Source organism: Nocardioides sp. LMS-CY (genome assembly GCF_018732145.1).
In the GTDB taxonomy this organism is placed as follows: domain Bacteria; phylum Actinomycetota; class Actinomycetes; order Propionibacteriales; family Nocardioidaceae; genus Nocardioides; species Nocardioides soli.
Genome location: NZ_CP076104.1, coordinates 2,040,701 through 2,064,283, shown reverse-complemented (window position 1 = coordinate 2,064,283; position 23,583 = coordinate 2,040,701). Strand labels below are relative to the sequence as shown.

24 protein-coding genes are annotated in these 23,583 nt (G+C 73.2%); 5 read left to right on the top strand and 19 right to left on the bottom strand.

All coding sequences use genetic code 11. The features are described from left to right. Nucleotides 1-12 precede the first annotated feature (12 nt). Together KM427_RS09980 and ffh are read right to left on the bottom strand one after the other, a co-directional pair. A complete protein-coding gene (locus KM427_RS09980) occupies nt 13-381 on the bottom strand; it encodes an NYN domain-containing protein (RefSeq protein ID WP_183590571.1) in 369 nt (122 codons plus the stop codon). After that, nucleotides 378-1,946 carry a signal recognition particle protein gene (gene ffh / locus KM427_RS09975; RefSeq protein WP_215527095.1) on the bottom strand — a complete coding sequence of 523 codons (1,569 nt, stop codon included), beginning with the start codon at nt 1,944-1,946 and terminating at the stop codon, nt 378-380. The genes KM427_RS09980 and ffh overlap by 4 nt, the downstream gene beginning before the upstream one ends. A gap of 92 nt (nt 1,947-2,038) precedes the next feature. Between ffh and KM427_RS09970 the strand changes: the two genes are divergently transcribed. Beyond that, the gene (locus tag KM427_RS09970) at nt 2,039-2,320 is read left to right on the top strand and encodes a hypothetical protein (RefSeq protein ID WP_215527094.1); all 282 of its coding nucleotides are present in this window, start codon (nt 2,039-2,041) and stop codon (nt 2,318-2,320) included. Here the strand turns inward: KM427_RS09970 and KM427_RS09965 are convergent. The 3 genes from KM427_RS09965 to KM427_RS09955 are packed head-to-tail and all read right to left on the bottom strand — an operon-like array spanning nt 2,298 to nt 6,162. Continuing rightward, nucleotides 2,298-4,523 carry a [protein-PII] uridylyltransferase gene (locus tag KM427_RS09965; protein ID WP_252275380.1) on the bottom strand — a complete coding sequence of 742 codons (2,226 nt, stop codon included), beginning with the start codon at nt 4,521-4,523 and terminating at the stop codon, nt 2,298-2,300. The two genes, KM427_RS09970 and KM427_RS09965, sit on opposite strands and share 23 nt — an antisense overlap. Further along, complete coding sequence (locus tag KM427_RS09960) at nt 4,520-4,858, bottom strand: P-II family nitrogen regulator (RefSeq protein WP_215527093.1); 339 nt, start codon at nt 4,856-4,858, stop codon at nt 4,520-4,522. The genes KM427_RS09965 and KM427_RS09960 overlap by 4 nt, the downstream gene beginning before the upstream one ends. Beyond that, complete coding sequence (locus KM427_RS09955) at nt 4,855-6,162, bottom strand: ammonium transporter (protein ID WP_252275242.1); 1,308 nt, start codon at nt 6,160-6,162, stop codon at nt 4,855-4,857. The genes KM427_RS09960 and KM427_RS09955 overlap by 4 nt, the downstream gene beginning before the upstream one ends. A gap of 283 nt (nt 6,163-6,445) precedes the next feature. Between KM427_RS09955 and KM427_RS09950 the strand changes: the two genes are divergently transcribed. Beyond that, nucleotides 6,446-7,144, top strand: a complete 699-nt coding sequence (locus KM427_RS09950) for a glycosyltransferase family 2 protein (RefSeq protein ID WP_252275240.1) — start codon at nt 6,446-6,448, stop codon at nt 7,142-7,144. A gap of 2 nt (nt 7,145-7,146) precedes the next feature. Beyond that, a complete protein-coding gene (locus tag KM427_RS09945) occupies nt 7,147-7,539 on the top strand; it encodes a DUF2304 domain-containing protein (protein ID WP_215527091.1) in 393 nt (130 codons plus the stop codon). A gap of 173 nt (nt 7,540-7,712) precedes the next feature. Here KM427_RS09945 and ftsY read toward each other — a convergent pair whose 3' ends face one another. The 5 genes from ftsY to KM427_RS09920 form a co-directional block, all read right to left on the bottom strand. Continuing rightward, nucleotides 7,713-8,873, bottom strand: coding sequence for a signal recognition particle-docking protein FtsY (ftsY, locus tag KM427_RS09940; RefSeq protein WP_215527090.1), 1,161 nt, complete (start codon nt 8,871-8,873; stop codon nt 7,713-7,715). Nucleotides 8,874-8,908: 35 nt separating this feature from the next. Beyond that, nucleotides 8,909-9,139: a hypothetical protein gene (locus tag KM427_RS09935; protein WP_183590578.1), complete on the bottom strand. Its 231-nt coding sequence runs from the start codon at nt 9,137-9,139 to the stop codon at nt 8,909-8,911. Between the two features lie 72 nt (nt 9,140-9,211). After that, the gene (locus tag KM427_RS09930) at nt 9,212-9,661 is read right to left on the bottom strand and encodes an acyl-CoA thioesterase (protein WP_215527089.1); all 450 of its coding nucleotides are present in this window, start codon (nt 9,659-9,661) and stop codon (nt 9,212-9,214) included. Continuing rightward, on the bottom strand, nt 9,658-13,278 hold the full coding sequence (gene smc, locus KM427_RS09925; RefSeq protein WP_215527088.1) for a chromosome segregation protein SMC: 3,621 nt from the start codon (nt 13,276-13,278) through the stop codon (nt 9,658-9,660). The genes KM427_RS09930 and smc overlap by 4 nt, the downstream gene beginning before the upstream one ends. A gap of 142 nt (nt 13,279-13,420) precedes the next feature. After that, the gene (locus KM427_RS09920) at nt 13,421-14,668 is read right to left on the bottom strand and encodes an MFS transporter (protein WP_215527087.1); all 1,248 of its coding nucleotides are present in this window, start codon (nt 14,666-14,668) and stop codon (nt 13,421-13,423) included. A gap of 113 nt (nt 14,669-14,781) precedes the next feature. Here KM427_RS09920 and KM427_RS09915 point away from each other — a divergent pair, with 113 nt between their 5' ends. Then, entirely contained in the window at nt 14,782-15,210 is a 429-nt protein-coding gene (locus tag KM427_RS09915; protein ID WP_215527086.1) for a hypothetical protein, read from the top strand. A gap of 20 nt (nt 15,211-15,230) precedes the next feature. Here KM427_RS09915 and KM427_RS09910 read toward each other — a convergent pair whose 3' ends face one another. The 9 genes from KM427_RS09910 to KM427_RS09870 all read right to left on the bottom strand — a co-directional run bounded on the left by KM427_RS09910 (nt 15,231) and on the right by KM427_RS09870 (nt 23,203). Beyond that, nucleotides 15,231-15,434: a hypothetical protein gene (locus KM427_RS09910; RefSeq protein ID WP_183590583.1), complete on the bottom strand. Its 204-nt coding sequence runs from the start codon at nt 15,432-15,434 to the stop codon at nt 15,231-15,233. A gap of 83 nt (nt 15,435-15,517) precedes the next feature. Further along, nucleotides 15,518-16,387, bottom strand: a complete 870-nt coding sequence (gene mutM, locus KM427_RS09905) for a bifunctional DNA-formamidopyrimidine glycosylase/DNA-(apurinic or apyrimidinic site) lyase (RefSeq protein ID WP_215527085.1) — start codon at nt 16,385-16,387, stop codon at nt 15,518-15,520. 9 nt (nt 16,388-16,396) lie between these two features. After that, nucleotides 16,397-17,209, bottom strand: coding sequence for a ribonuclease III (gene rnc, locus KM427_RS09900; protein WP_183590585.1), 813 nt, complete (start codon nt 17,207-17,209; stop codon nt 16,397-16,399). Then, nucleotides 17,164-17,349 (bottom strand): 50S ribosomal protein L32, encoded by a 186-nt coding sequence (gene rpmF / locus KM427_RS09895; RefSeq protein ID WP_181644900.1) that lies wholly within the window; start codon nt 17,347-17,349, stop codon nt 17,164-17,166. Before rpmF ends, rnc begins: the two co-directional genes overlap by 46 nt. Nucleotides 17,350-17,401: 52 nt before the next feature. Then, nucleotides 17,402-17,980, bottom strand: coding sequence for a YceD family protein (locus tag KM427_RS09890; protein ID WP_252275238.1), 579 nt, complete (start codon nt 17,978-17,980; stop codon nt 17,402-17,404). A 266-nt stretch (nt 17,981-18,246) separates the two neighbouring features. Further along, nucleotides 18,247-18,726, bottom strand: coding sequence for a pantetheine-phosphate adenylyltransferase (coaD, locus tag KM427_RS09885; RefSeq protein WP_183590586.1), 480 nt, complete (start codon nt 18,724-18,726; stop codon nt 18,247-18,249). After that, complete coding sequence (rsmD, locus tag KM427_RS09880; protein WP_183590587.1) at nt 18,723-19,289, bottom strand: 16S rRNA (guanine(966)-N(2))-methyltransferase RsmD; 567 nt, start codon at nt 19,287-19,289, stop codon at nt 18,723-18,725. The genes coaD and rsmD overlap by 4 nt, the downstream gene beginning before the upstream one ends. Before the next feature lie 7 nt (nt 19,290-19,296). Beyond that, nucleotides 19,297-21,534: an ATP-dependent DNA helicase RecG gene (locus KM427_RS09875; RefSeq protein WP_215527084.1), complete on the bottom strand. Its 2,238-nt coding sequence runs from the start codon at nt 21,532-21,534 to the stop codon at nt 19,297-19,299. Between the two features lie 13 nt (nt 21,535-21,547). Next, the gene (locus KM427_RS09870) at nt 21,548-23,203 is read right to left on the bottom strand and encodes a DAK2 domain-containing protein (protein ID WP_215527083.1); all 1,656 of its coding nucleotides are present in this window, start codon (nt 23,201-23,203) and stop codon (nt 21,548-21,550) included. A gap of 183 nt (nt 23,204-23,386) precedes the next feature. On the opposite strand from KM427_RS09870, the gene rpmB reads away from it, so the two are divergent. Beyond that, the gene (gene rpmB / locus KM427_RS09865; RefSeq protein WP_011756723.1) at nt 23,387-23,572 is read left to right on the top strand and encodes a 50S ribosomal protein L28; all 186 of its coding nucleotides are present in this window, start codon (nt 23,387-23,389) and stop codon (nt 23,570-23,572) included. Nucleotides 23,573-23,583 lie beyond the last annotated feature (11 nt).

Below are 23,583 nucleotides of genomic sequence, written 5' to 3'. Positions count from 1 at the left end.
GATTCCGGGCCGCTACAACTGGTCGAGCAGCCAGGACGGACTGAGCGCCTGCGCGCCCACGCCTCCGACCCGGGACTGCAGGAAGCGGTCCGCGGTCACGACCACCACCCGGTCGCCCCGCTCCGCGGCGCGCTGCGCCTCGGCGACGATCGTGTCGTCGCCGACGCCCTTCGCATGGACGGTGCGCACGTGTCCGTCGCGCCCGGCGCGCACCCCACCCTTGGCCTGGCCCTCGAGGACGAGCACGATCTCGTCGTACGCCGTGTCGGCCACGAGCAGCGACTCGTGCAGCCGGCGGGCCGCGCCGGCGCGGTCCTTCCACCAGCCGTCCGGCCGGCTGCCGACGACGTTGGCGGCGTCGACGATGAGGACCTGGGTCACTTGAGGTACTTGGAGAAGTCCTTGGGCAGGTTGAGCGCCGCGGCGGCCTTCTCGTAGTCGACCGGCTCGTCGCCGCCGGCGGGCGTGCCGAACGGGTTGCCGCCGCTGGCGGCCTTCTCCTTCTCCGCGGCGGCCTGCTGGGCGGCCTTAGCCGGGTTGCCGGAGACCCGCTTGCCCTTGCCCTTCTTGGCCTGCTGCTTGGCCTTCGAGCGCTTGCCGCCCATGCCGGGCATGCCCGGCATGCCGGGCATGCCGGGCATGCCGCCGCCCTTGGCCAGCGACTGCATCATCTTGCGCGCCTCGAAGAAGCGGTCGACGAGCTGGTTGACGTCGGAGACCTGCCGGCCCGAGCCACGTGCGATGCGCGCCCGGCGGGAGCCGTCGATGAGCTTGGGGTTGGCCCGCTCGGCCGGCGTCATCGACTGGATGATCGCCTGGATGCGGTCGATCTCGCGCTCGTCGAAGTTCTCGAGCTGGTCGCGGAACTGCCCCATCCCGGGCAGCATCCCCATGATCTTCGACATCGAGCCGAGCTTGCGGACCTGCTGCATCTGCTCGAGGAAGTCGTCGAGGGTGAAGTCGCCGGTCTGCAGCTTGCCGGCGGCCTTCGCGGCCTGCTCGGCGTCGAAGGTCTTCTCGGCCTGCTCGATGAGCGTCATGACGTCGCCCATGTCGAGGATGCGCGAGGCCATCCGGTCGGGGTGGAAGAGGTCGAAGTCGGTCATCTTCTCGCCGTTGGAGGCGAACATGACCGGCTTGCCGGTGATCGACGCGATCGACAGCGCGGCTCCACCGCGGGCGTCGCCGTCGAGCTTGGTGAGCACGACGCCGTCGTACCCGACCCCGTCGAGGAACGCCTGGGCCGTGCTGACGGCGTCCTGACCGATCATCGCGTCGACGACGAAGAGCACCTCGTCGGGCTGGACGGCGTCGCGGATGTCGGCGGCCTGCTTCATCATCTCGGCGTCGACGCCGAGGCGGCCGGCGGTGTCGACGATGACGACGTCGTGCAGGGTGCGCTTGGCCTCCTCGACCGCGTCGCGGGCGACCCGCACCGGGTCCCCGACGCCATTCCCGGGCTCGGGGGCGAAGACCTTGACGCCGACCCGCTCGCCGTTGACCTGGAGCTGGTTGACGGCGTTCGGCCGCTGGAGGTCGGCGGCGACCAGCAGCGGGCTCTTGCCCTGCTCCTTGAGCCAGAGCGCGAGCTTCGCGGCCAGCGTCGTCTTGCCGGCACCCTGGAGGCCCGCGAGCATGATCACGGTCGGGCCGGACTTGGCGTAGCGCAGCCGGCGGGTCTCGCCGCCGAGGATCGCGACGAGCTCCTCGTTGACGATCTTGACGATCTGCTGGGCGGGGTTCAGCGCCTGGCTGACCTCCTCGCCGCGAGCCCGCTCCTTGACCGCGCCGACGAACTCCTTGACCACCGGAAGGGCGACGTCGGCCTCGAGCAGCGCGATCCGGATCTCGCGGGCGGTGGCGTCGATGTCGGCCTCGGAGAGCCGACCCTTCCCGCGGAGGTTCTTGAAGGTGTCGGCGAGCCGGTCGGAGAGTGTCGCGAACAAGTGCTGTCCTGAGGTGCTGGAGGGGTGCCTGGACGGTCGGATGCAGAGGCCAAGCCTAACCGGGCGGCCCTCGCGGGCCGTACGCTGGCGGCATGGTGCTCGTGCTGGTGGCCGTCGCGGTGCTGCTGGCGGGCGGCGCCCTCGTCGTGTGGGCCGGTACTCGCATGATCAACACCGCTGCCGACAGCGGGGCCGGTGCGGGGGTCGCGTTCGGCACCGCCTTCGAGGCGTTCGACCCGGCCCGGGCGCGCGCCGACGAGGACCTCGAGAGCCGCAGGCAGATGGGCGAGGTGCTGCCCACGCCCGACCCGGAGCACCCGGTCTGGAACGTCGACCTCCAACGCAACCAGGTCAGGATCCCGCGACCGCGCTGAGCGCCGCCCGCACCGCGTGCGCCGCCTGGGCGGCCCGCACGTCACCGAGCACCCCGGCAGCGGCCTCCTGCAGGTAGAACACGTCGACCGCCTGCGGTCCCAGCGTGTCGACGTGCGCCGACCTGACGGCGATGTCGAGGCCCGCCAGCGCGGCACAGACCAGGTGGACGGTGCCCGGCCGGTCGGCGGTGCGCACCTCGAGCACGGTCGCGCGCGCCGACGCCTCGGGCCGGACGACGACGGTCGGCTCGAGCGCGGCGGTCGGCTCGGTCCGGCGCAGGCTGACGGCCGGGTCGAGGCGGCCGGCGACGATCGCCTCGTAGCGCTGCCGGAGCACCGCAGGGTCCAGGCCGGCCGCGTCGACCTCCCACACCGACACGGCGTACTGGTCCTGGGCCCAGGCCCGCGCGGCCCGCACCGGAACGCGCTGGAGCGCGAGCACCGCCGCGACGTCGGCCAGCAGCCCCACCCGGTCGGGCGCGATCACCCGGACCCGGGTGCCGTCCGGCAGGTCCTCGACCGTGATCGACACTGCGCCGCGGCGTACCTCCCCGGGGACGGGTACGTCGGAGGTGACCGGCGGCGGCACTCCCCCGGTGTCGATCGCCGCCCGGGTCCGGCACGCCAGGCCGCGGACCAGGCCCCCGCGCCACGACGACCACACCTTCGGCGCGGTCGCCTTCGCATCCGCCTCGGTGAGCGCGAGCAGCAGGTCGAGCGCCTCGACGCTCCCGACCCGCTGCGCGACCAGCTCGGCCGTCGCGGGGTCGTCGACGTCCCGGGTCGTCGCCGTCTCCGAGAGCAGCAGGTGCCAGCGCACCAGCCGGGCGACCAGGTCGACGGCGTCGGGACCGAACCCCATCCGCGCGGCGATCTCGCGGGCCACCGGTTCCCCCGCGACGCTGTGCGCGGCGAGGCCGCCCTTGCCGATGTCGTGCAGCAGGGCGCCGACCACCAGCACGTCGGGCCGGCCGACCCGGCGGATCAGCGCCGACGCCTCGACACACGTCTCGACGACGTGCCGGTCGACGGTGAAGCGGTGGATCGGCGACGCATGCGGCAGCAGGCGCAGCCGCTCCCACTCGGGCAGGATCCGGGCCAGCGCGCCGGTCTCGTCGAGCGTCTCCCACACCGCGAGCAGGCCGCGCCCCGAGGCGAGCAGCCGGACCATCAGCTGCCGCGCCTCCGCCGGCCAGGGCGTCGGCAGCGGGGCCGCCTCGCGGGCCAGGCGCGCCGCGGTCGGCGGAGCGAGCACGACGTCGCGCTCGGCCGCCAGCGCCGCGGCCCGCAGCAGCAGGAGTGGGTCCTCCCCCGGCCGGGCGGCGCCAGTCAGCACCACCTCGCCGCCGGAGAGCGCCACCCCCGCCGCGAGCGGCGCGAGCTCGGGCCGGCGGCCGGCCGCGGTGCGCGCCGGTCGCGCCAGGGCCGCCTCGACGCGCCGCCAGGTCAGGTGCGAGAGGTGCGCGATCCGCCGTCCGAGCTCGCGGACCCGCACCTGCGCCGCCGGTGCGTCGGCGAGGCCCAGACCCCGGGCGAGGTCGGCCCACTGCTCCGGGTCGAGCCGATCCCCCGCCCGGCCCGCGACCTCGTGGAGGACGTCGCGCACGTCGAGCATCGCCTGCCGGGCCCGCTCGAGCTCGACGTGCGGTACGTCGACCAGCCAGGTGGCGACCAGCGCCTTCAGCACCGTGGCGTCGCGCAGCCCGCCCTCGGCCTCCTTGAGGTCGGGCACGGACAGGTGGGCGACCTCGCCGACCCGCTGGTGCCGCGCCTGCACCAGCTCTCGGAGCGCCGGCAGCCGGTCCCGGGCTCCGCGTCGCCAGTCGGCGAGCACGGTGGTGCGCAGTCGCAGCGTCAGGCCGGCGTCGCCGGCGAGGTGGCGGACGTCGAGCAGGCCCAGCGCGACCCTCAGGTCGGCCCCGGCCGCCGCCCGCGCCTCCGACAGGGTGCGCACGGCGTGGTCGAGCCTGGAGCCGGAGTCCCACAGCGGATACCAGACCCGCTCCGCGACCGCCCGCACGTCCACGCCGTCGTCGGCCACGAGCAGCACGTCGAGGTCGGAGTACGGCGCCAGCTCGCCGCGTCCGTAGCCGCCGACGGCCACCAGGGCGGCGCCGGCGTCCGGGCCCGCACTCGCGCGGTAGGCCGCGACGCATCGCGCGTCGGCCTCGGCGGTACGCCGGGCGCGCCCCGCGGCCGTCAGAGCGCCGCCTCTCCCCGGTCGCCCGTGCGCACCCGGACCACGGTGTCGACCGGCTGCACCCAGACCTTGCCGTCGCCGATGCGGCCGGTCTGAGCGGACTTGACCACGATCCCGACCACGTCCTCGGCCGCCTCGTCCTCGACGACGATCTCGATCCGGATCTTGGGCACCAGCGCGATGTCGTACTCCGCGCCCCGGTAGACCTCGGTGTGGCCCTTCTGCCGGCCGTAGCCGCTGACCTCGCTGACGGTCATCCCGGCGACGCCGAAGGTCTCCAGCGCCTCCCGGACGTCCTCCCACTTGTGCGGCTTGATCACCGCCGTCACGAGCTTCATGCGTTGGCTCCTTCGGTGATCGTGCTCTTGGCCAGAACCGACGGGGTGGTGGCGGTGCCGGCGCCGAGCCCGCCGTGCAGGTCGTACGCCGACTCGCCGTGCTGGTCGCTGTCGATGCCGTCGACCTCGGCCTCGTCGGAGACCCGCCAGCCGATCGTCAGCTTGATGGCGTAGGCGATGACCGTGGTGAACACCGCCGACCACGCGATCGCGATGGCGGCCGCCATCACCTGATCGCCCAGCGGCCCGAAGCCGCCGCCGTACAGCAGCCCGTCGATGCCGCCCGGGGCGGCGGAGGAGGAGACCAGGCCGATCAGCACGGTGCCGACGATGCCGCCCACGAGGTGCACGCCGACGACGTCGAGCGAGTCGTCGAGACCGAACCGGAACTTCAGGCCGACCGCCCAGGCGCACAGGCCGCCCGCGACGGCGCCGATGAGGATCGCGCCCGGGATCTCGACCGCGCCGCAGGACGGCGTGATCGCGACCAGGCCCGCGACGATGCCGGAGGCGGCGCCGAGCGAGGTCGCCTTGCCGTGCAGCACCTGCTCGACCAGCAGCCAGGCGAGCATCGCGGCGCAGGTGGCGACCGTGGTGTTCAGGAAGGTCACGCCGGTCTCGGAGTAGAACTGCGCGAGGTTCTCCTCATCGGTCGCGCCGGTGAAGACGATCGAGCCGACGTTGAAGCCGTACCAGCCGAACCACAGGAGGCCGGCGCCGAGCATCGTCAGCGTCAGGTTGTGCGGCCGCATCGGCTCCTTGCCGAAGCCGATCCGCTTGCCGACGACCAGCGCCAGCACCAGGGCCGCGACCCCGGCGTTGATGTGGACGACGGTGCCGCCCGCGTAGTCCTGCGCACCGAAGTGCTCGGAGATGAAGCCGCCGCCCCAGACCATGTGGCCGATCGGGAAGTAGCTCAGCGTGACCCACAGCGGCAGGAACACGATCCAGGCCGACAGCTTCACGCGGTCGGCGATGGTGCCGGAGATCAGCGCCGAGGTGATGGCGGCGAAGGTCATCTGGAACATCACCGCGACGTAGCCGTCGGAGGCGACGCCGTCGAGGCCGAACAGGTCGAAGGGGTTCGCGAAGAGCCCACCCACGTCGTCGGGGCCGAACGTCATCGACCAGCCCCACAGCACGTACACGATGCCGACGACGCCCACCGCGACGTACGACATCATCATCATGTTCAGCACGGACTTCGAGCGGCTCATGCCGCCGTAGAAGAGCGCCAGCGCCGGCACGGTCATCATCAGGACGAGGGCCGTCGCCACCAGCATGAAGGCGTAGTAGCCGTCCACAGAACCTCCAGGGATCGCATCTCGGGAGGGGCGGGTACGGCGACGACCGCGCTGTCGGCTCCCGGAGCCCGCCCATTGGCCAACACCCTCGGCGGCGTACGTTTCGGCGCGCGCCGCGCCATGTTGCGGTCAGGAAACGAGTGCCCGTGGTCTGTTTCGGGCGCGTTAACGGCGTCCGGCCGGCCCGACAGACATCCCGGCGCGGCGGGCAACCGCGGGCCGCAGGCCCGCGCTGCCCGCTGGTTATGATGCGCGGGCACTGGCACCGTCATGAGGGATGCGCGTGGTTCACCATCAGTACGACGACGTGTGGATCGTGATCCCCGTCTACAACGAGGCTCCCGTCCTCCGTGACGTGGTCGAGCATGTGCTCAGCGTGTTCAGGCATGTCGTGTGCGTCGATGACGGCAGCACCGACGGGTCGATCGACGAGATCGCGGCCACCGGCGCCCACCTCGTGCGACACCCGGTCAACCTCGGCCAGGGCGCCTCGCTGGAGACCGGCCTCGCCTATGCCCGCAGGCAGCCGGGTGCGGCGTACTTCGTCACCTTCGACGCGGACGGACAGCACCGCACCTCGGACGCCGAGGCGATGGTTGCGCTGGCGCGCAGCGGGGAGGCGGACGTCGTGCTCGGCACCCGGTTCGGAGGCCAGGACGAGGACGTCCAGGTCCCCCGCCTGAAGCGGATCGTGCTCAAGGTCGCGGCGTTCACCAGCCTGTCGAGCCGCCGCCTGAAGCTGACCGACGCCCACAACGGACTGCGCGTCCTGACCAGACCCGTCGCCGACGAGATGCGGATCACCATGAACGGCATGGCCCACGCGTCGGAGATCGTGCAGCACCTCAGTCATTCGTCGTGGCGGGTGCGTGAGATGCCGGTGACGATCGACTACACCGACTACTCGCGCAGCAAGGGCCAGTCCCTGGTCAACGGGATCAACATCCTGTTCGACCTCTCGCTGCGCCAACGGAGGGGCTGAGCATGCCGATCCAGATCACCCTGATCGTCGCCGTCCTGGCGATCCTCTACGTCACGACGCGGCGATCGCACCAGATCCACGTGCAGGCGGGCAAGCGGATCGCGATCGTGCTCTTCGCCATCGCGAACGTGTACGCGGTGCTGCGCCCCGAAGACGTGAACCGGCTGGCCCAACTCCTCGGCGTCGGCCGGGGCACCGACCTGGTGCTCTACGCGACCGTCGTCGCCCTGATCGCGGTCACGTTCAGTGTCTTCCAGCGGTTCCAACAGGTCGACCGTCGCTTCACCGATCTCGCCCGGACCGTCGCCCTCCGTGAGGCGGAGGTCGTCAACCGCGAGCGAGGACTCGCCGGTCCCACCGTCCGGCCCGTGCGCAACCCGGACGACGAGCGCTGAGAGGGGTCGCTAGTGGTCGTCGCTGGAAGTTCCTCGGGGGTGGCCCGTGCACAGGGTGCGTGCATCGCAAGGCGCCGGAGCGCGGCTCTACTTGTTCGTCCAGCAAGCGACGGCAACGCCGCGAGGTGCGTGCCCGGGGTGCGGGCCACCCGAAGAACTTCCGGTGATGGCCACTAGCCCAACAGCGCGTCGACGAACGCCCCTGGGTCGAAGGGGGCCAGGTCGTCGGCCCCTTCGCCGAGCCCGACCAGCTTGACCGGGACGCCCAGCTCGCGCTGCACCTGGACGACGATGCCGCCCTTGGCGGAGCCGTCGAGCTTCGTGAGCACGATGCCGGTGACGTCGACGACCTCGCTGAAGACGCGGGCCTGGATCAGGCCGTTCTGACCGGTGGTGGCGTCGAGGACCAGCAGCACCTCGGTGACCGGCGCCTGCTTCTCGATCACCCGCTTGACCTTGCCGAGCTCGTCCATCAGGCCGGCCTTGTTCTGCAGCCGGCCGGCGGTGTCGACGATCACGGTGTCCGCGCCGGTGTCGAGGCCCTCCTTGACCGCCTCGAACGCGACGCTCGCCGGGTCGGTGCCCTCGGCTCCGCGGACCACGTCGACGCCGACGCGCTCGCCCCAGGTGGCCAGCTGCTCCACGGCGGCGGCGCGGAAGGTGTCGGCGGCGCCGAGCACCACGGTGCGGTCCTCGGCGACCAGGATCCGGGAGACCTTGCCGACGGTGGTGGTCTTGCCCGAGCCGTTGACGCCGACCACGAGCACCACCCCGGGCCTGCCCTCGGCGCCGCTCACCTGGAGGCGGCGGTCCATGCCGGCGTCGACCAGGGTCAGCAGCTCCTCGCGGAGCACCGCACGCGCGTCCTCGCCGCCCTCCACCCGCAGGCGGGTGCGCAGGTTCTCGACCAGCTCCTGGGTGGGCGCGACGCCCACGTCGGCGGTGAGCAGGGTGTCCTCGATCGACTCCCAGGTGTCCTCGTCGAGGCGGTCCCGGGAGAGCAGGGCGAGCAGGCCGCGGCCGAGCCCGCTCTGCGAGCCGGCCAGGCGCTGGCGCAGCCGGACCAGCCGGGACGCCGTGCCCTCGGGTCGCTCCAGCGCAGGCGCGGGCGGCTCGGCGGGAGCGGCGGGGGCCTCTGCCTCGACCGGGATCTCGGCCGGCGCCTCCGTCGTCGGTGCCGCAGTCGGCGCGGGGGGCGGGGGCGGGGTGCGCAGGCCCGGGGCCGGCGCCGGCGGCGCCGACGGCGTACGCCGGGCCCGGCCGACGACGAGTCCGACGACGAGCGCGACCGCCAGGACGGCGATCGCGATGACGAGATAGAGCCAGTCACCCATGGGCTCAATCCAACCAGAGCAGGTGGCGCGGTCCGTCAGTGGCGCTGCTCGGCGTCTCCGTGCTCACGAGGCGGGTCGAGGGCGAAGACCTTCTCGTCCTCCTCTGCGAGGACGGGCGCGGCGTCGACGGCCCGGGCCATCGCGTCGCCGAGCCAGGGCGCGGCCGGCATCTGCTCGCCGCGGTGGGGGTAGGCGACGTACGCCGCCACCAGTCCGGCCACCAGCAGGATCAGGACCATCACCACGACGACAGTGAGCACACGCACCTCCCGAGTCAGACGAACGCCCACGGCGTACCCGCGGCACCACCGTGCCACACGACGGGCGGCCCTCCGCAATCAGACGCGCAGCAGTCGCTCGACTGCGGCGCGGATCACGTCGGGCATCGGCGTGGCGGGGCGGGCCGGGTCGGTGTTGTCGACGTAGACGTGCACGAAACGCCCCTCGGCCGCGGCCTCGGCCCCCTCGCGCACGGGGTCACCCTGGAAGAGCCCGATCCGGTAGACGACGCTCGATCGGCCCACCTTGTCGACGACCAGTCCGGTCTCGATCGGCGCCGGGAAGCCGAGCTCGCGGAAGTAGCGGCAGCCGGTCTCGGCCACGACGCCGATCTGGGGAAGCGCCCGGATGTCGGTGCCGGTCGCCTCGTAGAGGTAGGCGTTGACCGCCGTGTCGAACAGCTCGTAGTAGGTCGCGTTGTTGAGGTGCCCGTAGGCGTCGTCGTCGCGCCACCGGGTCGTGACGGTCCGCCACGCCACGTAGTCGGACCGGGTGGGACGGTCGCTCACGCGCTCTCCGCCTCGCGAAGCCGCTGGCTGATCACCGCCGAGACGCCGTCGCCGCGCATGGTCACGCCGTAGAGGGCGTCGCCGACCTCCATGGTGCGCTTCTGGTGGGTGATGACCAGGAGCTGGGAGTTCTCGCGCAGCTCCTCGTAGATCTCCAGCAGGCGACCGAGGTTGGTGTCGTCGAGGGCGGCCTCGACCTCGTCGAGGATGTAGAACGGCGACGGCCGGGCCTTGAAGAGCGCGACCAGGAACGCGACCGCCACCAGCGAGCGCTCGCCGCCGGAGAGCAGCGAGAGCCGCTTGACCTTCTTGCCCGGCGGACGGGCCTCGACCTCGACCCCGGTGGCGAGCATGTCGCCGGGGTCGGTCAGCACCAGGCGGCCCTCGCCGCCCGGGAAGAGCCGCGCGAAGGTCGCGTCGAAGGCCCTGCTCACGTCGGCGTACGCCTCGGTGAAGACCTGCTCGACGCGCTCGTCGACCTCGCGGACGATGTCGAGCAGGTCCTTGCGGGTCTTCTTCAGGTCCTCGAGCTGCTCGGAGAGGAACTGGTGGCGCTCCTCCATCGCCGAGAACTCCTCCAGCGCCAGCGGGTTGACCCGGCCGAGCTCGCGCAGCGCGCGCTCGGCGGTGCGCAGCCGCTTCTGCTGCTCCTCGCGGACGTACGGGTACGTGGCGGGCTGGCCGCCGTCGGCGAGGTCCAGCGTCTCGGCGTCGGCTTCGGGCCCGTCGGTCGCGGCCGCGTCCGGGGAGCTCGTCGCGGCGGGGTCGGACAGCCGCGGGACGGGCACGTCGGGGCCGTACTCGGCGATCAGCGCGTCGGCGTCGATGCCGAGCTCCTCGATCGCCTTCTCCTCGAGCTGCTCGATGCGCATCCGCCGTTGGGTGCGGGCGACCTCGTCGCGGTGGACGGAGCTGACCAGCTCGTCGTGCTCCTTGCCGAGGTCGCGGAGCTGGGTCCGGACGTCCCGGAGGTCCTGCTCGCGGCCGCTGCGGGACTGCTCGACGGCGGCCCGGGCCTCGGCGGCGCGCCGGATCGAGATCTCCAGCCGGGCCAGCACGTAACCCACCGCGACGCCGACCGCCTCGGCGGCCCGGCCCTCGCGGATCAGCCGCTCGCGACGTTCGGCCGCCTGGGCCCGGGCCGCGCGCTCCTTCTCGGCCGCCCGCAGCAGCGCGTCGGCGCGGCCGTGCAGCGCGCGGGCCCGCTCCTCCGAGGTGCGCAGCGCCAGCCGGGCGTCCATCTCGCCCTGGCGGGCGCCGCGGGCGGCCTCGACGAGCTGCTCGCGGGCGGTGGTGTCGGGCTCCTCCTCGGGCGCCTCCTCCGCGGACGCGAGGCGCTGCTCGAGATCGGCGAGGCCGGACACGGCCTGCACGCGGGCCTCCTCGGCCTTCGCGATCGCCTGGGCCAGCCGCTCGGCCTCGCCGCGGGCGGCACGGGCCTGCGAGCCGAACTGGCCGAGTTCCTCGGCGACGGCGGCCAGCGTGGCGTCGGACTCGTGGAGCTTCGCGAGCGCGACGTCGACCCGCTTGTGCGCCTCGAGCCGCTCGCTCTCCAGCCGCGACATCTCGAAGCCGAGGCGCTCGGAGGAGGCGATCGTCTCGGCGAGCTGCTGCGCGGCCTCGTCGACGGCGGCCTGGACCTCGATCAGGCTGGGCTGGCTGCCGGAGCCGCCGGCCGCGAAGTGGGTGCCGATCAGGTCGCCCTCGCGGGTCACGGCGGTGACGTCGGGCAGGGCGGCCACGAGCGAGCGGGCCGCCGCGAGGTCGTCGACGACCGCGACCTTGAGCAGCAGCCGGGTGAGCGCGGGGCGGACCTCGCCGGGGCACTCGACGACGTCGACGGCGTACTCGGCGCCCGGCGGCAGCGCGGGCCAGTCGCGCGGCTGGTCGGGCGCGCCGCCGAGCAGCATCCCGGCCCGGCCGAGGTCGGCGCCCTTGAGGTGCTCGATGGCGCGTACGGCGGCGCCGGCGTCGGCCACGGCCACCGCGCCGGCCGCGGAGCCGAGCGCTTGGGCGACGGCGGTCTCGAAGCCCACCCGCACGCTGAGCAGCGCGGCGACCGAGCCGAGCAGTCCCGAGACCTCGTCGCTGGCCGCGAGCAGCGCACCCGCGCCGTCCTTGCGGTTGAGGCCGAGCTCGAGCGCGTCCTTGCGGGCGGCGAGCGCGGAGCGGTCGCGGTCGGCCTGGAGCGCCTCGTCACGCGCCTTGGCGAGCCGCTCCTCGACGTCGTCGAGGCCGGCCGAGGCCGCCTCGTGCTCGGCGTCGAGACCCTCCTCGCCGGCGTCGAGGCCGGCGACCTTGGTCTCGAGCGCGGTGAAGTCGCGCTGGGCCCGCTCGGCCCGGGCCACAGCCTCCTCGCGGGCCAGGCTCAGCCGGCCGACCTCCTCGTCGGCGGCGGCCGCCCGCTGGCGCAGCGCGTTGACCTGACCGTTGAGCCGGGCCAGGCCCTCGCGGCGGTCGGCGGCGGCCCGCTGCAGCGCGGCGATCTTGCGGTCCTCCTCGGCGGCGGCGTCCTCGGCGCCCCGGCGAGCGGTCACCGCCTCCTCGAGCGCGACCCGGTGGGCGTCCACCTCGGCGGCGATCCGCTCCTCCTGCTCGCGCACCTGCGCCGCCTCGGCCTCGAGCTGGTCGGGGTCGCGGCCCGAACGCGCCTCTTCGACGTCGCGGGTGCCCGCGGCGTTGCGCACGCGCTCGGCCGCCAGCGACTGGGTGCCGCGGAGCCGCTCCTTGAGCCCGGAGAGCGCGAACCAGGTCTCCTGGGCCTGGGCCAGGGCGGGCAGGTCCTCGCGGAGGGCGGCCTCGAGGGCGGTCTCGCGCTCGCGGCCGGCCGCGATCTCGGCCTCGACCTGCTCGCGGCGGGTGACCAGGATCGACTCGTCGGCCAGCTCCTGCTCCAGCGAGGTGCGGGCGACCGTGAGGTCGTCGGCGAGCAGCCGGGCGCGAGCGTCGCGCACATCGGCCTGCACGGTGGCCGCCCGCCGCGCGACCTCGGCCTGGCGGCCGAGCGGCTTGAGCTGGCGGCGGATCTCCACGAGCAGGTCGCCCAGGCGGGCGAGGTTGCCCTCGGTGGAGTCGAGCTTGCGGAGCGCCTTCTCCTTGCGCTTGCGGTGCTTGAGGACGCCGGCGGCCTCCTCGATGAAGCCCCGGCGGTCCTCGGGCGTCGCGTGCAGGATCGTGTCGAGCTGGCCCTGCCCCACGATCACGTGCATCTCGCGGCCGATGCCGGAGTCGGAGAGCAGCTCCTGGACGTCGAGCAGGCGGCACGAGTTACCGTTGATGGCATACTCCGACCCGCCGCTGCGGAACATCGTGCGGCTGATCGTGACCTCGGAGTACTCGATCGGCAGCGCGCCGTCGGCGTTGTCGATGGTCAGCACGACCTCGGCCCGCCCGAGCGGCGGCCGGCCCGAGGTGCCGGCGAAGATGACGTCCTCCATCTTGCCGCCGCGCAGCGACTTGGCCCCCTGCTCGCCCATCACCCAGGCGAGCGCGTCGACGACGTTCGACTTGCCGGAGCCGTTGGGACCCACGATGCAGGTGATGCCGGGCTCGAGCTGGAGCGTGGTCGAGGAGGCGAAGGACTTGAACCCCTTGAGGGTCAGGCTCTTCAGGTACAACGTCGGGCTCCCAGCTGGTCGGTTCCGCGGACACTGAGGTCGGAGGCTGCATCATCGCAGCCGACCCAGGGGAAGCTCAGCCTGGCTCACGATACCCGGCGCCACCCCCGATCCCCGGTATCCGGGCACGTGCCGAGTCGGCTCAGGCCGGGGCCTCTGCGTGGTCGGCGTGGTCGGTGTGCGCGATGTGGGTGAGCTGGCGCCAGATCAGCACGACGAAGACCGCGGAGCCGACGAAGGCGAACCAGAACGGCGCCGTCACTCCCCCGTGCTGCGCGATCACCCCGCCGAGGCCCGAGCCGATAACCAGCCCGCCGAAGACGCCGACCAGGTTGACGCTACCGACCCGGCCCTGGAGCTCGTTCGGGACGGCGCGCTGGCGGATGGTGAGCGAGGTGGTGCCCCAGATGAAGGCGTGCGCGCCGAAGACGAAGAAGATCCCCATCGCCACCCAGGCGCTCGTGGTCAGCGCGAGCGAGAGCATCGTCAGAGTCTCGACGACCAGGCCGACGCGCATCAGGTTGCTCAGGCTGACCCGCCGGGTGATCCAGCCGTAGGACAGCGTGCCCGCCAGCCCGCCCACCGCCGACACCGTCGTCAGCAGGCCGAATCCGACCTCGCCCAGGCCCAGTCGCTGGGTCGCGTAGAGCACCAGGATCGACCAGGCGGCGCCGAAGGTGATGTTGAAGACGAAGATGGTCAGCACCAGCGTGCGGACGGCGGGGTGGCGAACCACCCAGCGGAACGCCTCGGCGATGTCCTGCCGGAGGTGGGTCTGGGGCGCCTCTCGCCGGTGCGGCGGCAGCACCACCCGTGCCACCAGCAGCGCACCGAGCGCCACGACCACGCCCTGGGCCAGGAAGGGCAGCGCGTGTCCGGCTGTGAACAGCGCCGCCCCGATCGGCGGCCCCGCGAGCTGGTTGACGGTGATGAAGCCCGTGGTGAGCCGGGCGTTCGCGACCGCGAGGTCGTCGCGGTGGACCAGCATCGGCATCAGCGTCGCGGCCGTGTTGTCGGCGAACACCTCCGCGGTGCCGAGCAGGAACATCGCCAGCAGCACCAGCCAGATCGACACCACGTCGGTGGCGATGGCGAGGGTGAGCAGCACGAGCACGCCCGCACGGAGCAGGTCGACGGTGACGATGATCAGCCGCCGGTCCAGCCGGTCGGCGAGCGCCCCGGCGTACAGGCCGAAGACCAGCGGCGGCAGCCACTGGAGCAGGGCCGCCATCGCGACCAGCGCCGGGTCGTCGGTCATCGACGCCACCAGGAGCGGCCCCGCCGCGAGCGCGAGCCCGTCGCCGAGGTTGCTCACCCAGGACGACGCGAGCAGCCAGCGGAAGCCGGTGCCGAGACGGCGCGGCGCGACGATCTCCACCAGCCTGCTCACAAGGCGCTGACTCTAGACGCAGCTCCCGACGCATTTCCTCCGGTTTACCGCGCACCGGCCCGGGGGTAGGTCAGGGCAGACGTCCCACCAGGGACCGGAGACGGGGAGACAGCATGATCAAGACGGCTCTGGCGGCGCTCGTGGCGTCCGCCGTGATGGTCGCACCCGCCGCGACCGCGGCACCGACGCACGCCGATCGGACCGACCACGCCCGCGCCGCGAAGGGCGTGACGGGCTCGTGGAAGGGCGCCGTGTACGGCGACGCGGGCGGCCCGGTCGGCTACACCGCGAAGGTGAGGATCACCCAGCGGCACGGGAAGCTGCGTGGCACGATCACCTACCCCGGGATCTGCTCCGGGACCTGGAAGTTCCGCGGGAAGAAGGGCGGCTGGTACACGTTCCGCGAGGTGATCACCCGCGGTCCGAGCCCCTGCGTGAGCCCGGTCAGCGCCAAGGCCAAGCGGGTCGGCGCGAAGCTGAAGGTGGTGTGGCGGGAGCCGCAGACCGGCGACACCGCCAGCATGAAGGCACGCCGGACCTGACCGGCCGTGCCTGGCGACGGTCAGGCGGGCTGCATCTCCGACAGGGACGCGGCTTCGTCGAGGAGCGCGGCGGCCTGCGCGGCCGCGAGCTTGTCGTTCTCCTCGCTCAGGCGCAGCACGAGTGCCTCGAGCTCGCCCACACGCGCGCGCAGCCGAGCGTTCTCGGCCGAGAGTGCGGGAGTCCGCAGGTCGCTGTCCATGTAGCCGATCAGCGCCTTGGCCATGTATGAGCCTTCCGGGGTGGTGAGAGGGGATGGGGTCCGCGATGGCGGGCCGTCTTCAAGAGTCCCACCCAGGGCGCCGCGGGTCAATGTGAGGCGCTCCGGCGGCGGCGCGGGGCGGGCTGGCAGACCGGGCAGAAGTACGACGAGCGGTTCATGAACGCGACCCGGCGCACCGGCGTACCGCACCGGTCGCAGGGCTCCCCCTCGCGCCCGTAGGCGTGCAGGGAGCGGTCGAAGTAGCCCGACTCGCCGTTGACGTTGACGTAGAGGGCGTCGAACGACGTGCCGCCCTCGCCGAGCGCGGCGACCATGACGTCGCGGGCGTGGCCGAGCAGCTCGCGCACCTGGGCGGCGGTCAGCCGCTCCCCTGGGCGCTCGCCGTGCAGCCGCGCCCGCCACAGCGCCTCGTCGGCGTAGATGTTGCCGACCCCGGAGACCAGGCCCTGATCGAGCAGCTGCCGCTTGATGCCGGAGGCCCGCTTGCGGACCCGGCGCACGAACAGGTCGTCGTCGAACTCCGGGTCGAGCGGGTCGCGGGCGATGTGCGCGATCTCCGGCGGCAGCTCGGCGCCGCCCCCGGAGAAGGACAGCCCGCCGAACATCCGCTGGTCGACGAACCGCATCTCGCGGCCCTCGTCGCTGCCATCGAGGGCGAAGCGGACGCGCAGGTGCCGCTCGGCCGGCGCGTCGGGCGGCTGGACCAGGATCTGTCCGCTCATCCCGAGGTGGCCCAGCAGCGCGTCGCCGCTGTCGAGCGGCAGCCAGAGGTACTTCCCGCGGCGCCGGGCGGCGTCGACGCGGCGGCCGGTCAGGGCCGCGGCGAAGCCGGCGGGACCACGTGGGTCGCGGCGCACCGGGCGCGGGTGCAGGACGTCGACGCGGGCGATGGTGGCGCCGACGACGTGGCGCTCGATGCCGGCGCGCACGACCTCGACCTCCGGGAGCTCGGGCACCGGAGCCGGTCAGCCCTGCTCGGCGGCAGTGTCCGCTGCGGTGTCCACGGCGGCGCTGCTCGCCGGGTCGGCGACGTCGAGCTCGCTGGCGATCTCGCCGTACGCCGTCTCGGCGGCCGCCTGCTCGGCCTCCTTCTTGGAGCGCCCGACGCCGTTGCCGTAGAGACGGTCGCGGACCCGCACCTGGGCGGTGAAGGTCTTCATGTGGTCGGGGCCCTCGTCCTCGATGACGTACTCGGGGACGCCGAGCCCGTGCTCGGCCGAGAGCTCCTGCAGCGAGGTCTTCCAGTCCAGGCCGGCGCCCAGCGCGGAGGCGGCCTCGATGAGCGGGTCGAAGAGCCGGTGGACCACCGGGGCGGAGCCCTCGAAGCCCCCACTCAGGTGCACGGCGCCGATCACCGCCTCGACGGTGTCGGAGAGGATCGACGCCTTCTCACGGCCACCGGTCGTCTCCTCGCCGCGGCCGAGCTTCACGTGCTCGCCGACGCCGATGCCCCGGCCGACCTCGGCCAGCGCGCGGGCGTTGACGACCGCCGCGCGCAGCTTCGCCAGCCGGCCCTCAGACAGGTCCGGGTGGGTGCGGTAGAGCGTCTCGGTGACGACCACGCCGAGCACCGAGTCGCCCAGGAACTCCAGGCGCTCGTTGTTCGGCAGACCACCGTTCTCGTACGCGTACGAGCGGTGGGTGAGTGCGCGCTCGAGCAGCTCGGGGTCCAGCTCGGGGTCCCCGAGCGCTGCTCGCAGCGCGGCGTAGTTGGTCAGCGGACCGGAACCGGTCAGAGGACCTGACGACGGTCGGCGCGCGCGCCGTACTGGCCGCACTCGCCGCACGCACGGTGCGGGAGGTGCTTGGCACCGCAGGCGGGGTTCGCGCAGGTCACCAGCTGGGGCGCCACGGCCTTCCAGGCCGAGCGACGGTGACGCGTGTTGCTGCGCGACATCTTCCGCTTCGGGACAGCCACTGTTCTCTCCTCTAGCCAGGACCGGAGTCTCCGGCCATGTGTCGATCTGGTCTCAGTTCTGGTCGTGCTGATCCTGCTTCAGGGCCGCCAGCCCCGCCCAACGCGGGTCGATCGGCGCGTCGTGCGCGTGGTCCGGGTCGTCCTTGAGTCGAGCCCCGCAGTCGGGGCACAACCCGGGACAGTCGTCCTCGCACAGCGGCTGGAACGGCAGTGCGAGCACCACCGCGTCCCGCAGCAGGGGCTCCAGGTCGACCAGGTCTCCCTCGAGCGTGCTGACCTCGTCGTCCTCCTCGGAGGGGTTGCGCTGGTCCTCGTAGACGAACAGCTCCTGGAAGCCGACGACCATCCGGTCGGAGATCGGCTCCAGGCACCGCGCGCACTCACCGACGGGCTCGACCTCGGTCGAGCCCGTCACCAGCACACCCTCCATGACCGCTTCCAGCCGCAGGTCGAGCTCGACCTGTGAGCCTTCCGGGACACGGAGGACTTCGATGCCCAGATCTGCCGGTGCCGGAACCGTCCGCGTCACCTGATGCTGGGACCCCGGGCGGCGGCCGAGCTCGCGGGTGTCGAGCACGAGCGGCGCTCTCGGGTCCAGGCTGCTCAGGGTTCTACTTCCGGTTTCAGGCACGACAGATCAGCGAGAAGCGTACCGGTCGGGCGTCGGCCCGGCCAAACCCCGAGGTAGCTCGGACCGAGCCTGCGAGGGACGAGCGTGGGCCGAGGGGGTTGAGGGTGTCGGCTGGGACCGCGCGCCAGCGCGGGACCAGCGACACGTCTCGAAACCCCGAGGTAGCTCGGACCGAGCCTGCGAGGGACGAGCGTGGGCCGAGGGGGTTGAGGGTGTCGGCTGGGACCGCGCGCCAGCGCGGGACCAGCGACACGTCTCGAAACCCACTAGCGCTCGGCCAGCCGCAGCGTGAGCCGGGCGTGCACGGCGGGCGGCACCAGCGCGGAGACGTCCCCGCCCAGCGAGGCGACCTCCTTGACGAGGCTCGACGACACGTAGCCCCAGGACGCGTTGGTGGGCACGAAGACCGTCTCGACGCCCGTGAGGTGGGAGTTCATCTGCGCCATCGGCAGCTCGTACTCGTAGTCGTTGCCGCCCCGCAGGCCCTTGACGATCGCCGCGGCGCCGATCTCGCGGCAGAAGTCCACGATCAGGCCGGTGAAGCCCATCACCCGCACGTTGGGGAGGTCGGCGCAGACCTCGCGCAGCATCTCCATGCGCGAGTCGGGGTCGAACAGCCGCGACTTCGAGGGGTTGGTGCCGGTCGCGACCACCAGCTCGTCGAAGATCGCCGCCGCCCGGCGGATGATGTCGAGATGACCGTTGGTCACCGGGTCGAACGATCCGGGGCAGACGGCGCGGGTCATGGCGTGGACGCTACCGCGAACCACAGGGTGGTCTCCCCGTAACGCTTCTCACGCTCCCGGCCGAGCCCCTCCGGCCACGCCGGCTCGGGGCTGCGCGACGAGCGCTCGACGACGACCATCGCGCCAGGGGCCAGCCAGCCGTGGTCGACGAGCGCGGCGAGGTCGCCGGCGACCATCTCGTCGTCGAGCGGGTACGGCGGGTCGAGGAAGACCACGTCGTACGCCGCGCTCGGCCGCTTGCGCAGCGTGGCGGCGACCGAGGCCGCGACGACCTCGGCCCTCGGGTAGCCGATCGTCCGCGCGTTGGCGGTGACCAGGGCGGCGGTGCGGCGGTCCTGCTCGACCAGGGTGACGGTCGCGGCGCCGCGCGACCAGGCCTCGAGGCCGACCGCGCCGGATCCGGCGTACAGATCGAGGACGCGGAGGCCGTGCAGCGAGCCGCACCACGACTCGATCGCGGAGAAGAGCGCCTCTCGGACCCGGTCGCTCGTGGGGCGGGTGGCGTCGCCGCGGGGTGTCTGGAGCCGCCGACCGCCGGCGCTGCCTCCGATGATGCGGGTCATGGCGTGCTCACGACTTCTCGATGAAGTCGGCCTGGACGGAGGCCTCGAGCCGGGCCACCTCGGTGGCCAGGTCGGGCGCGAGCGTCAGATCGGCGTCCGCGTCGAGGAGTGCGTTGGCCGCCTCGCGGGCCTGCACGATCGTCGCCTCGTCGCGGAGCACGCGGAGGTTCTGCAGCCCGGATCGGAACCCCGACTGCGACTTGCCGAGCACGTCGCCCTCCCGGCGCTGCTCGAGGTCGACCCGGCTCAGCTCGAAGCCGTCGGTGGTCGCGGCGACGGCGTCGAGCCGCTCGCGGGCCGCGCTCCCCTGCTCCGCGCGCGAGACCAGCAGGCAGAGGCCGGGCAGCCCGCCCCGGCCGACCCGGCCGCGGAGCTGGTGGAGCTGGGAGACGCCGAACCGCTCGGCGTCGAGCAGCACCATCGCCGTGGCGTTGGCGACGTCGACGCCGACCTCGATCACGGTCGTCGAGACCAGCACGTCGACGTCTCCGGCGGCGAAGGCACGCATCACGCGGTCCTTCTCGTCGGGCGGCAGCCTGCCGTGCAGCCGCTCGACCCGGAGGCCCGCGAGCGAGGCCTCCGCGAGCTGCGCAGCGACCTCCTCCACGGCGGACAGGCCGCCGGTGGGCGCATCGGGGACCACGGGGTTGTCCTCGTCGTCGAGGTCGACCTGGTCGGTCTCGCCCTGCTCCTGCTCGTCGCCGGTGATGCGCGGGCACACGACGTAGGCCTGATGGCCCTTCTCGACCTCCTCGCGCACCCGCTCCCAGACCCGGCCGAGCCAGCCGGGGTGCTCGGCGAGGGGCACGACGTTGGTCTGGATCGGCGCGCGGCCGGCCGGGAGCTCGGTGAGCGTCGAGGTCTCGAGGTCGCCGAAGACGGTCATCGCGACCGTGCGCGGGATCGGCGTCGCCGTCATCACGAGCACGTGCGGCGGAGTGCCGGCCTTGTCGGTGAGCGCGGCCCGCTGCTCGACGCCGAAGCGATGCTGCTCGTCGACGACGACCAGACCGAGGTCGGCGAAGATCACGCGCTCCTCGAGCAGCGCATGGGTGCCGATCACGATGCCGGCCTCGCCGGTGGCGATCCGCGACATCGGCCCGGTGCGCTGGGCCTTGGTCATCGACCCGGTGAGCAGCTCGACGTTCGTCGCGTCGGCGGCCCCGCCGAGCATCCCGCCCGCGGCGAGGTCGCCGAGCAGGGCCGTGATCGAGCGGTGGTGCTGCTGGGCGAGCACCTCGGTCGGGGCCAGCAGCGCGGCCTGGCCGCCGGAGTCGACGACGCGCAGCATCGCGCGCAGCGCGACCAGGGTCTTGCCCGAGCCGACCTCGCCCTGGAGCAGCCGGTTCATCGGGTGGTCCTGGGCCAGGTCGGCGTCGACCTGCTCCCCCACCTCACGCTGGCCCGCGGTCAGCTCGAAGGGCAGCCGGGCGTCGAACGCCGCGAGCAGTCCGCCCTGGTCGCCGGTGCGCGCCCGGGCGCCGAGCGCGCGGACCTCGCGCCGCCGCCGGGCCAGCACGAGCTGCGTCACCAGGGCCTCCTCGAAGCGGAAGCGCCGCTGCGCCCGGGTGATCTCGGCGTAGTCGTCGGGCGCGTGGATCCACGCCAGCGCCCGGCGGGCGTCGAGCAGGTCGTACTGCTCGCGGATCGCCTCCGGCAGCATGTCGGCCACGTCGTCGACCACCGACAGCGCGAACGCGATCGCCTTCTGGATGTCCCAGGAGTCGACGCCCTTGGTCAGGGGGTAGATCGGGTAGAAGGCGCGCAGGGTCTCCAGCGAGAGCTCGGCGAGGTCCTCGCCCCCGCTGCCGAAGAGCACCATCTGCGGGTTGGTCAGCTGCCACTCGCCGCGGAAGCTCCCGACCTTGCCGAGGAAGATGCCCTCGCGCCCCTCGGCGAGCCGCGCCACGTTCCAGTCGGCGATCCGGCCGGACTGGGCGAAGAACGACATCCGCAGGCTGGCGCCCTCGGCGTGCACCACGGTGTCGACGCGGTACGCCGTGCGTCGGGTGCGCCGGTCGGTGTAGGTGCGCTTCTGCGGCTTCCCGAGGCGGCCGGAGATGGTCAGCATCTCCCCCTCGTGCAGCCGCTCCACCCGGCTGAGCTCGCCGGTCTTGAGATAGCGCCGCGGGAAGTGGTGCAGCAGGTCGTCGACCGTGCGCAGCCCGAGCCGCTCGACGATGGCGTCGCGCTTCTTCTTCTGGTCGCCGAGGACGGTGGCGACGGGTGAGTCGAGTGTGATCACGGGTGCGGTGCTCTCATTCCACGGACATCAGCAGCGGGTAGCGCGGCTGGCCTCCGTCGTACACCACGACGTCGACAGCGGGGTGCCGCTCCTCCACGTACGCCGCGCACCGCGTGGCGAGCGCGCCCTCGACGTCCTCCGCGCCCGCGACGATCGTGACGAGCTCCCCGCCACCGGCGAGCAGCCGCTCCAGGACGTCGGTCGCGACGGCATAGAGGTCGGCGCCGACGACGGCGAAGTCGCCCGCGATCACGCCGAGGACGTCGCCCGGCTCGCACGGCCCCGCCATCGTCATCGCCTGCTTGGCCGCGACGGTGACCGCCCCCTGCCGCGCGTGGCGCGCGGTCGCGGTCATCTCGAGCACGTCTTGGTCGAACGCGCGCCCGGGCTCGTGCACCGCGATCGCGGCCAGCCCGACGACCTGGGCGTGGGTCGGGATCACCGTGACCCGGATCGCCTCGCCGAGGTCGGCCTCCGCCGTGCGCGCCGCGATCTCGGCGACGCGCACCGTGTCGGCGTCGTTGGGGAGCACCACGACCTCGGCGGCGCCGCAGGCGGTGATCGCCTCGAGCAGCTCGCCGGTGGAGGGCCGCAGGCCGGGGCCGCCGCCGACCACGACCCCGCCGGCCTCCTCGAACAGCGCCGCGAGGCCGGGGCCGGCCGCCACCGCGATCACCCGCCGGCCCTGGCGCGTCGAGACGGTCCGGGCCGCCGCGATCTGCTCGGCGAAGTGCGTCACCCGGATCCGGTGCGGACGGCCCGCGGCGATCCCGGCCTCGATCGCGGCGCCGACGTCGTCGACGTGCACGTGGACGTTCCAGAGCCCCTCGCCGCCCACGACCACCAGCGAGTCGCCGAGCCCGGCCAGCGTCTCGCGGAGCGTGGGCACCGCGTCGTCGCCGGCGTCGAGCAGGTACATCACCTCGTACGACGGTCCGTCCGGGCTCAGGTCGGCGCCGGGCGCGGTCTGGGGCACGGGGATCTGCCGGGTGCCGAGCGGCGCCGTGACCGGCACCGGCCGGCGGCCGGTCAGCACGGTCTCGGCCGCGTCGAGGATGACGCTGACCCCGCGGCCGCCGGCGTCGACGACCCCGGCCGCCGCGAGGGCGGGCAGCTGCTCCGGCGTCCGGGCCAGCGCCTCCCGCGCGGCCGCGGCGGCGACGGCGAACACGTCGCGAGACCGGGTGCCGGAGTCGCGGACCACGGCCACCGCCGCATCGGCCGCGGCCCGGATCACGCTGAGCATCGTGCCCTCGACCGGCGTCCCGACCGCCGCGTAGCTCGCGTCGGCTGCGCACGCCAGCGCCTCGGCCATCACCGTGGCGTTGCGCTGGTCGGGGGCCGCCTCGGAGATCCGCCGCGCGATCGCGCCGAGCATCTCGCTGAGGATCACGCCGGAGTTGCCGCGGGCCCCGAGCAGCGCGCCGCGGCTGAACGTCGCGAGCGCGGTCCCGACGTCGACGCCCGGGTCCGCCTCGACGGCGTCGCGGATCGCGTCCCGCCCCGAGGAGACGGTCAGGTACATGTTCGTGCCGGTGTCGCCGTCGGGCACCGGGAAGACGTTGAGCGCGTCGATCTCCTCGCGCGCGTCGGCGAGGGCGTCGGTCGCGAGGTCGACGAAGCGGAGCACGACCTCGACCGTGATGACGCCGCCGCGCGGAGTTTCCATCGCCGTCCTCGATCGGGGAGACTGCCCCGGAGCCCCGGTGCGGCTCCGCGGGGAGATCAGTGCCACAGGCTAGTGGCAGTGGCGCGATTTCCGCGTCCGCGGGGTGGTCCGATACTCTTGTGCGGTTGCCCGTCCGCGGGCCCTCGATCCGTCTGACCAATCGATTCGTTTCAGGAGTACCTCGTGGCTGCCGTCTGCGACATCTGCGCCAAGAAGCCGGGCTTCGGCAACAACCGGCCGTGGTCGCGCAAGATCACGAAGCGTCGCTTCGACCCCAACATCCAGCGTGTCCGGGCGACCGTCAACGGCACTCCCAAGCGCCTCAACGTCTGCACCGGCTGCCTCAAGGCCGGCAAGGTCACCCGCTGACCTGACGTACC

Excerpts from the sequence above, each read along its gene's own strand:
- KM427_RS09970 (WP_215527094.1), top strand. The coding sequence starts at position 2,039 with ATGGTGCTCGTGCTGGTGGCCGTCGCGGTGCTGCTGGCGGGCGGCGCC.
- KM427_RS09910 (WP_183590583.1), bottom strand. The coding sequence starts at position 15,434 with ATGGCCAAGGCGCTGATCGGCTACATGGACAGCGACCTGCGGACTCCC.
- KM427_RS09915 (WP_215527086.1), top strand. The coding sequence starts at position 14,782 with ATGATCAAGACGGCTCTGGCGGCGCTCGTGGCGTCCGCCGTGATGGTC.
- ftsY (WP_215527090.1), bottom strand. The coding sequence starts at position 8,873 with ATGGGTGACTGGCTCTATCTCGTCATCGCGATCGCCGTCCTGGCGGTC.
- rsmD (WP_183590587.1), bottom strand. The coding sequence starts at position 19,289 with ATGACCCGCATCATCGGAGGCAGCGCCGGCGGTCGGCGGCTCCAGACA.
- KM427_RS09870 (WP_215527083.1), bottom strand. The coding sequence starts at position 23,203 with ATGGAAACTCCGCGCGGCGGCGTCATCACGGTCGAGGTCGTGCTCCGC.
- KM427_RS09960 (WP_215527093.1), bottom strand. The coding sequence starts at position 4,858 with ATGAAGCTCGTGACGGCGGTGATCAAGCCGCACAAGTGGGAGGACGTC.
- coaD (WP_183590586.1), bottom strand. The coding sequence starts at position 18,726 with ATGACCCGCGCCGTCTGCCCCGGATCGTTCGACCCGGTGACCAACGGT.
- KM427_RS09945 (WP_215527091.1), top strand. The coding sequence starts at position 7,147 with ATGCCGATCCAGATCACCCTGATCGTCGCCGTCCTGGCGATCCTCTAC.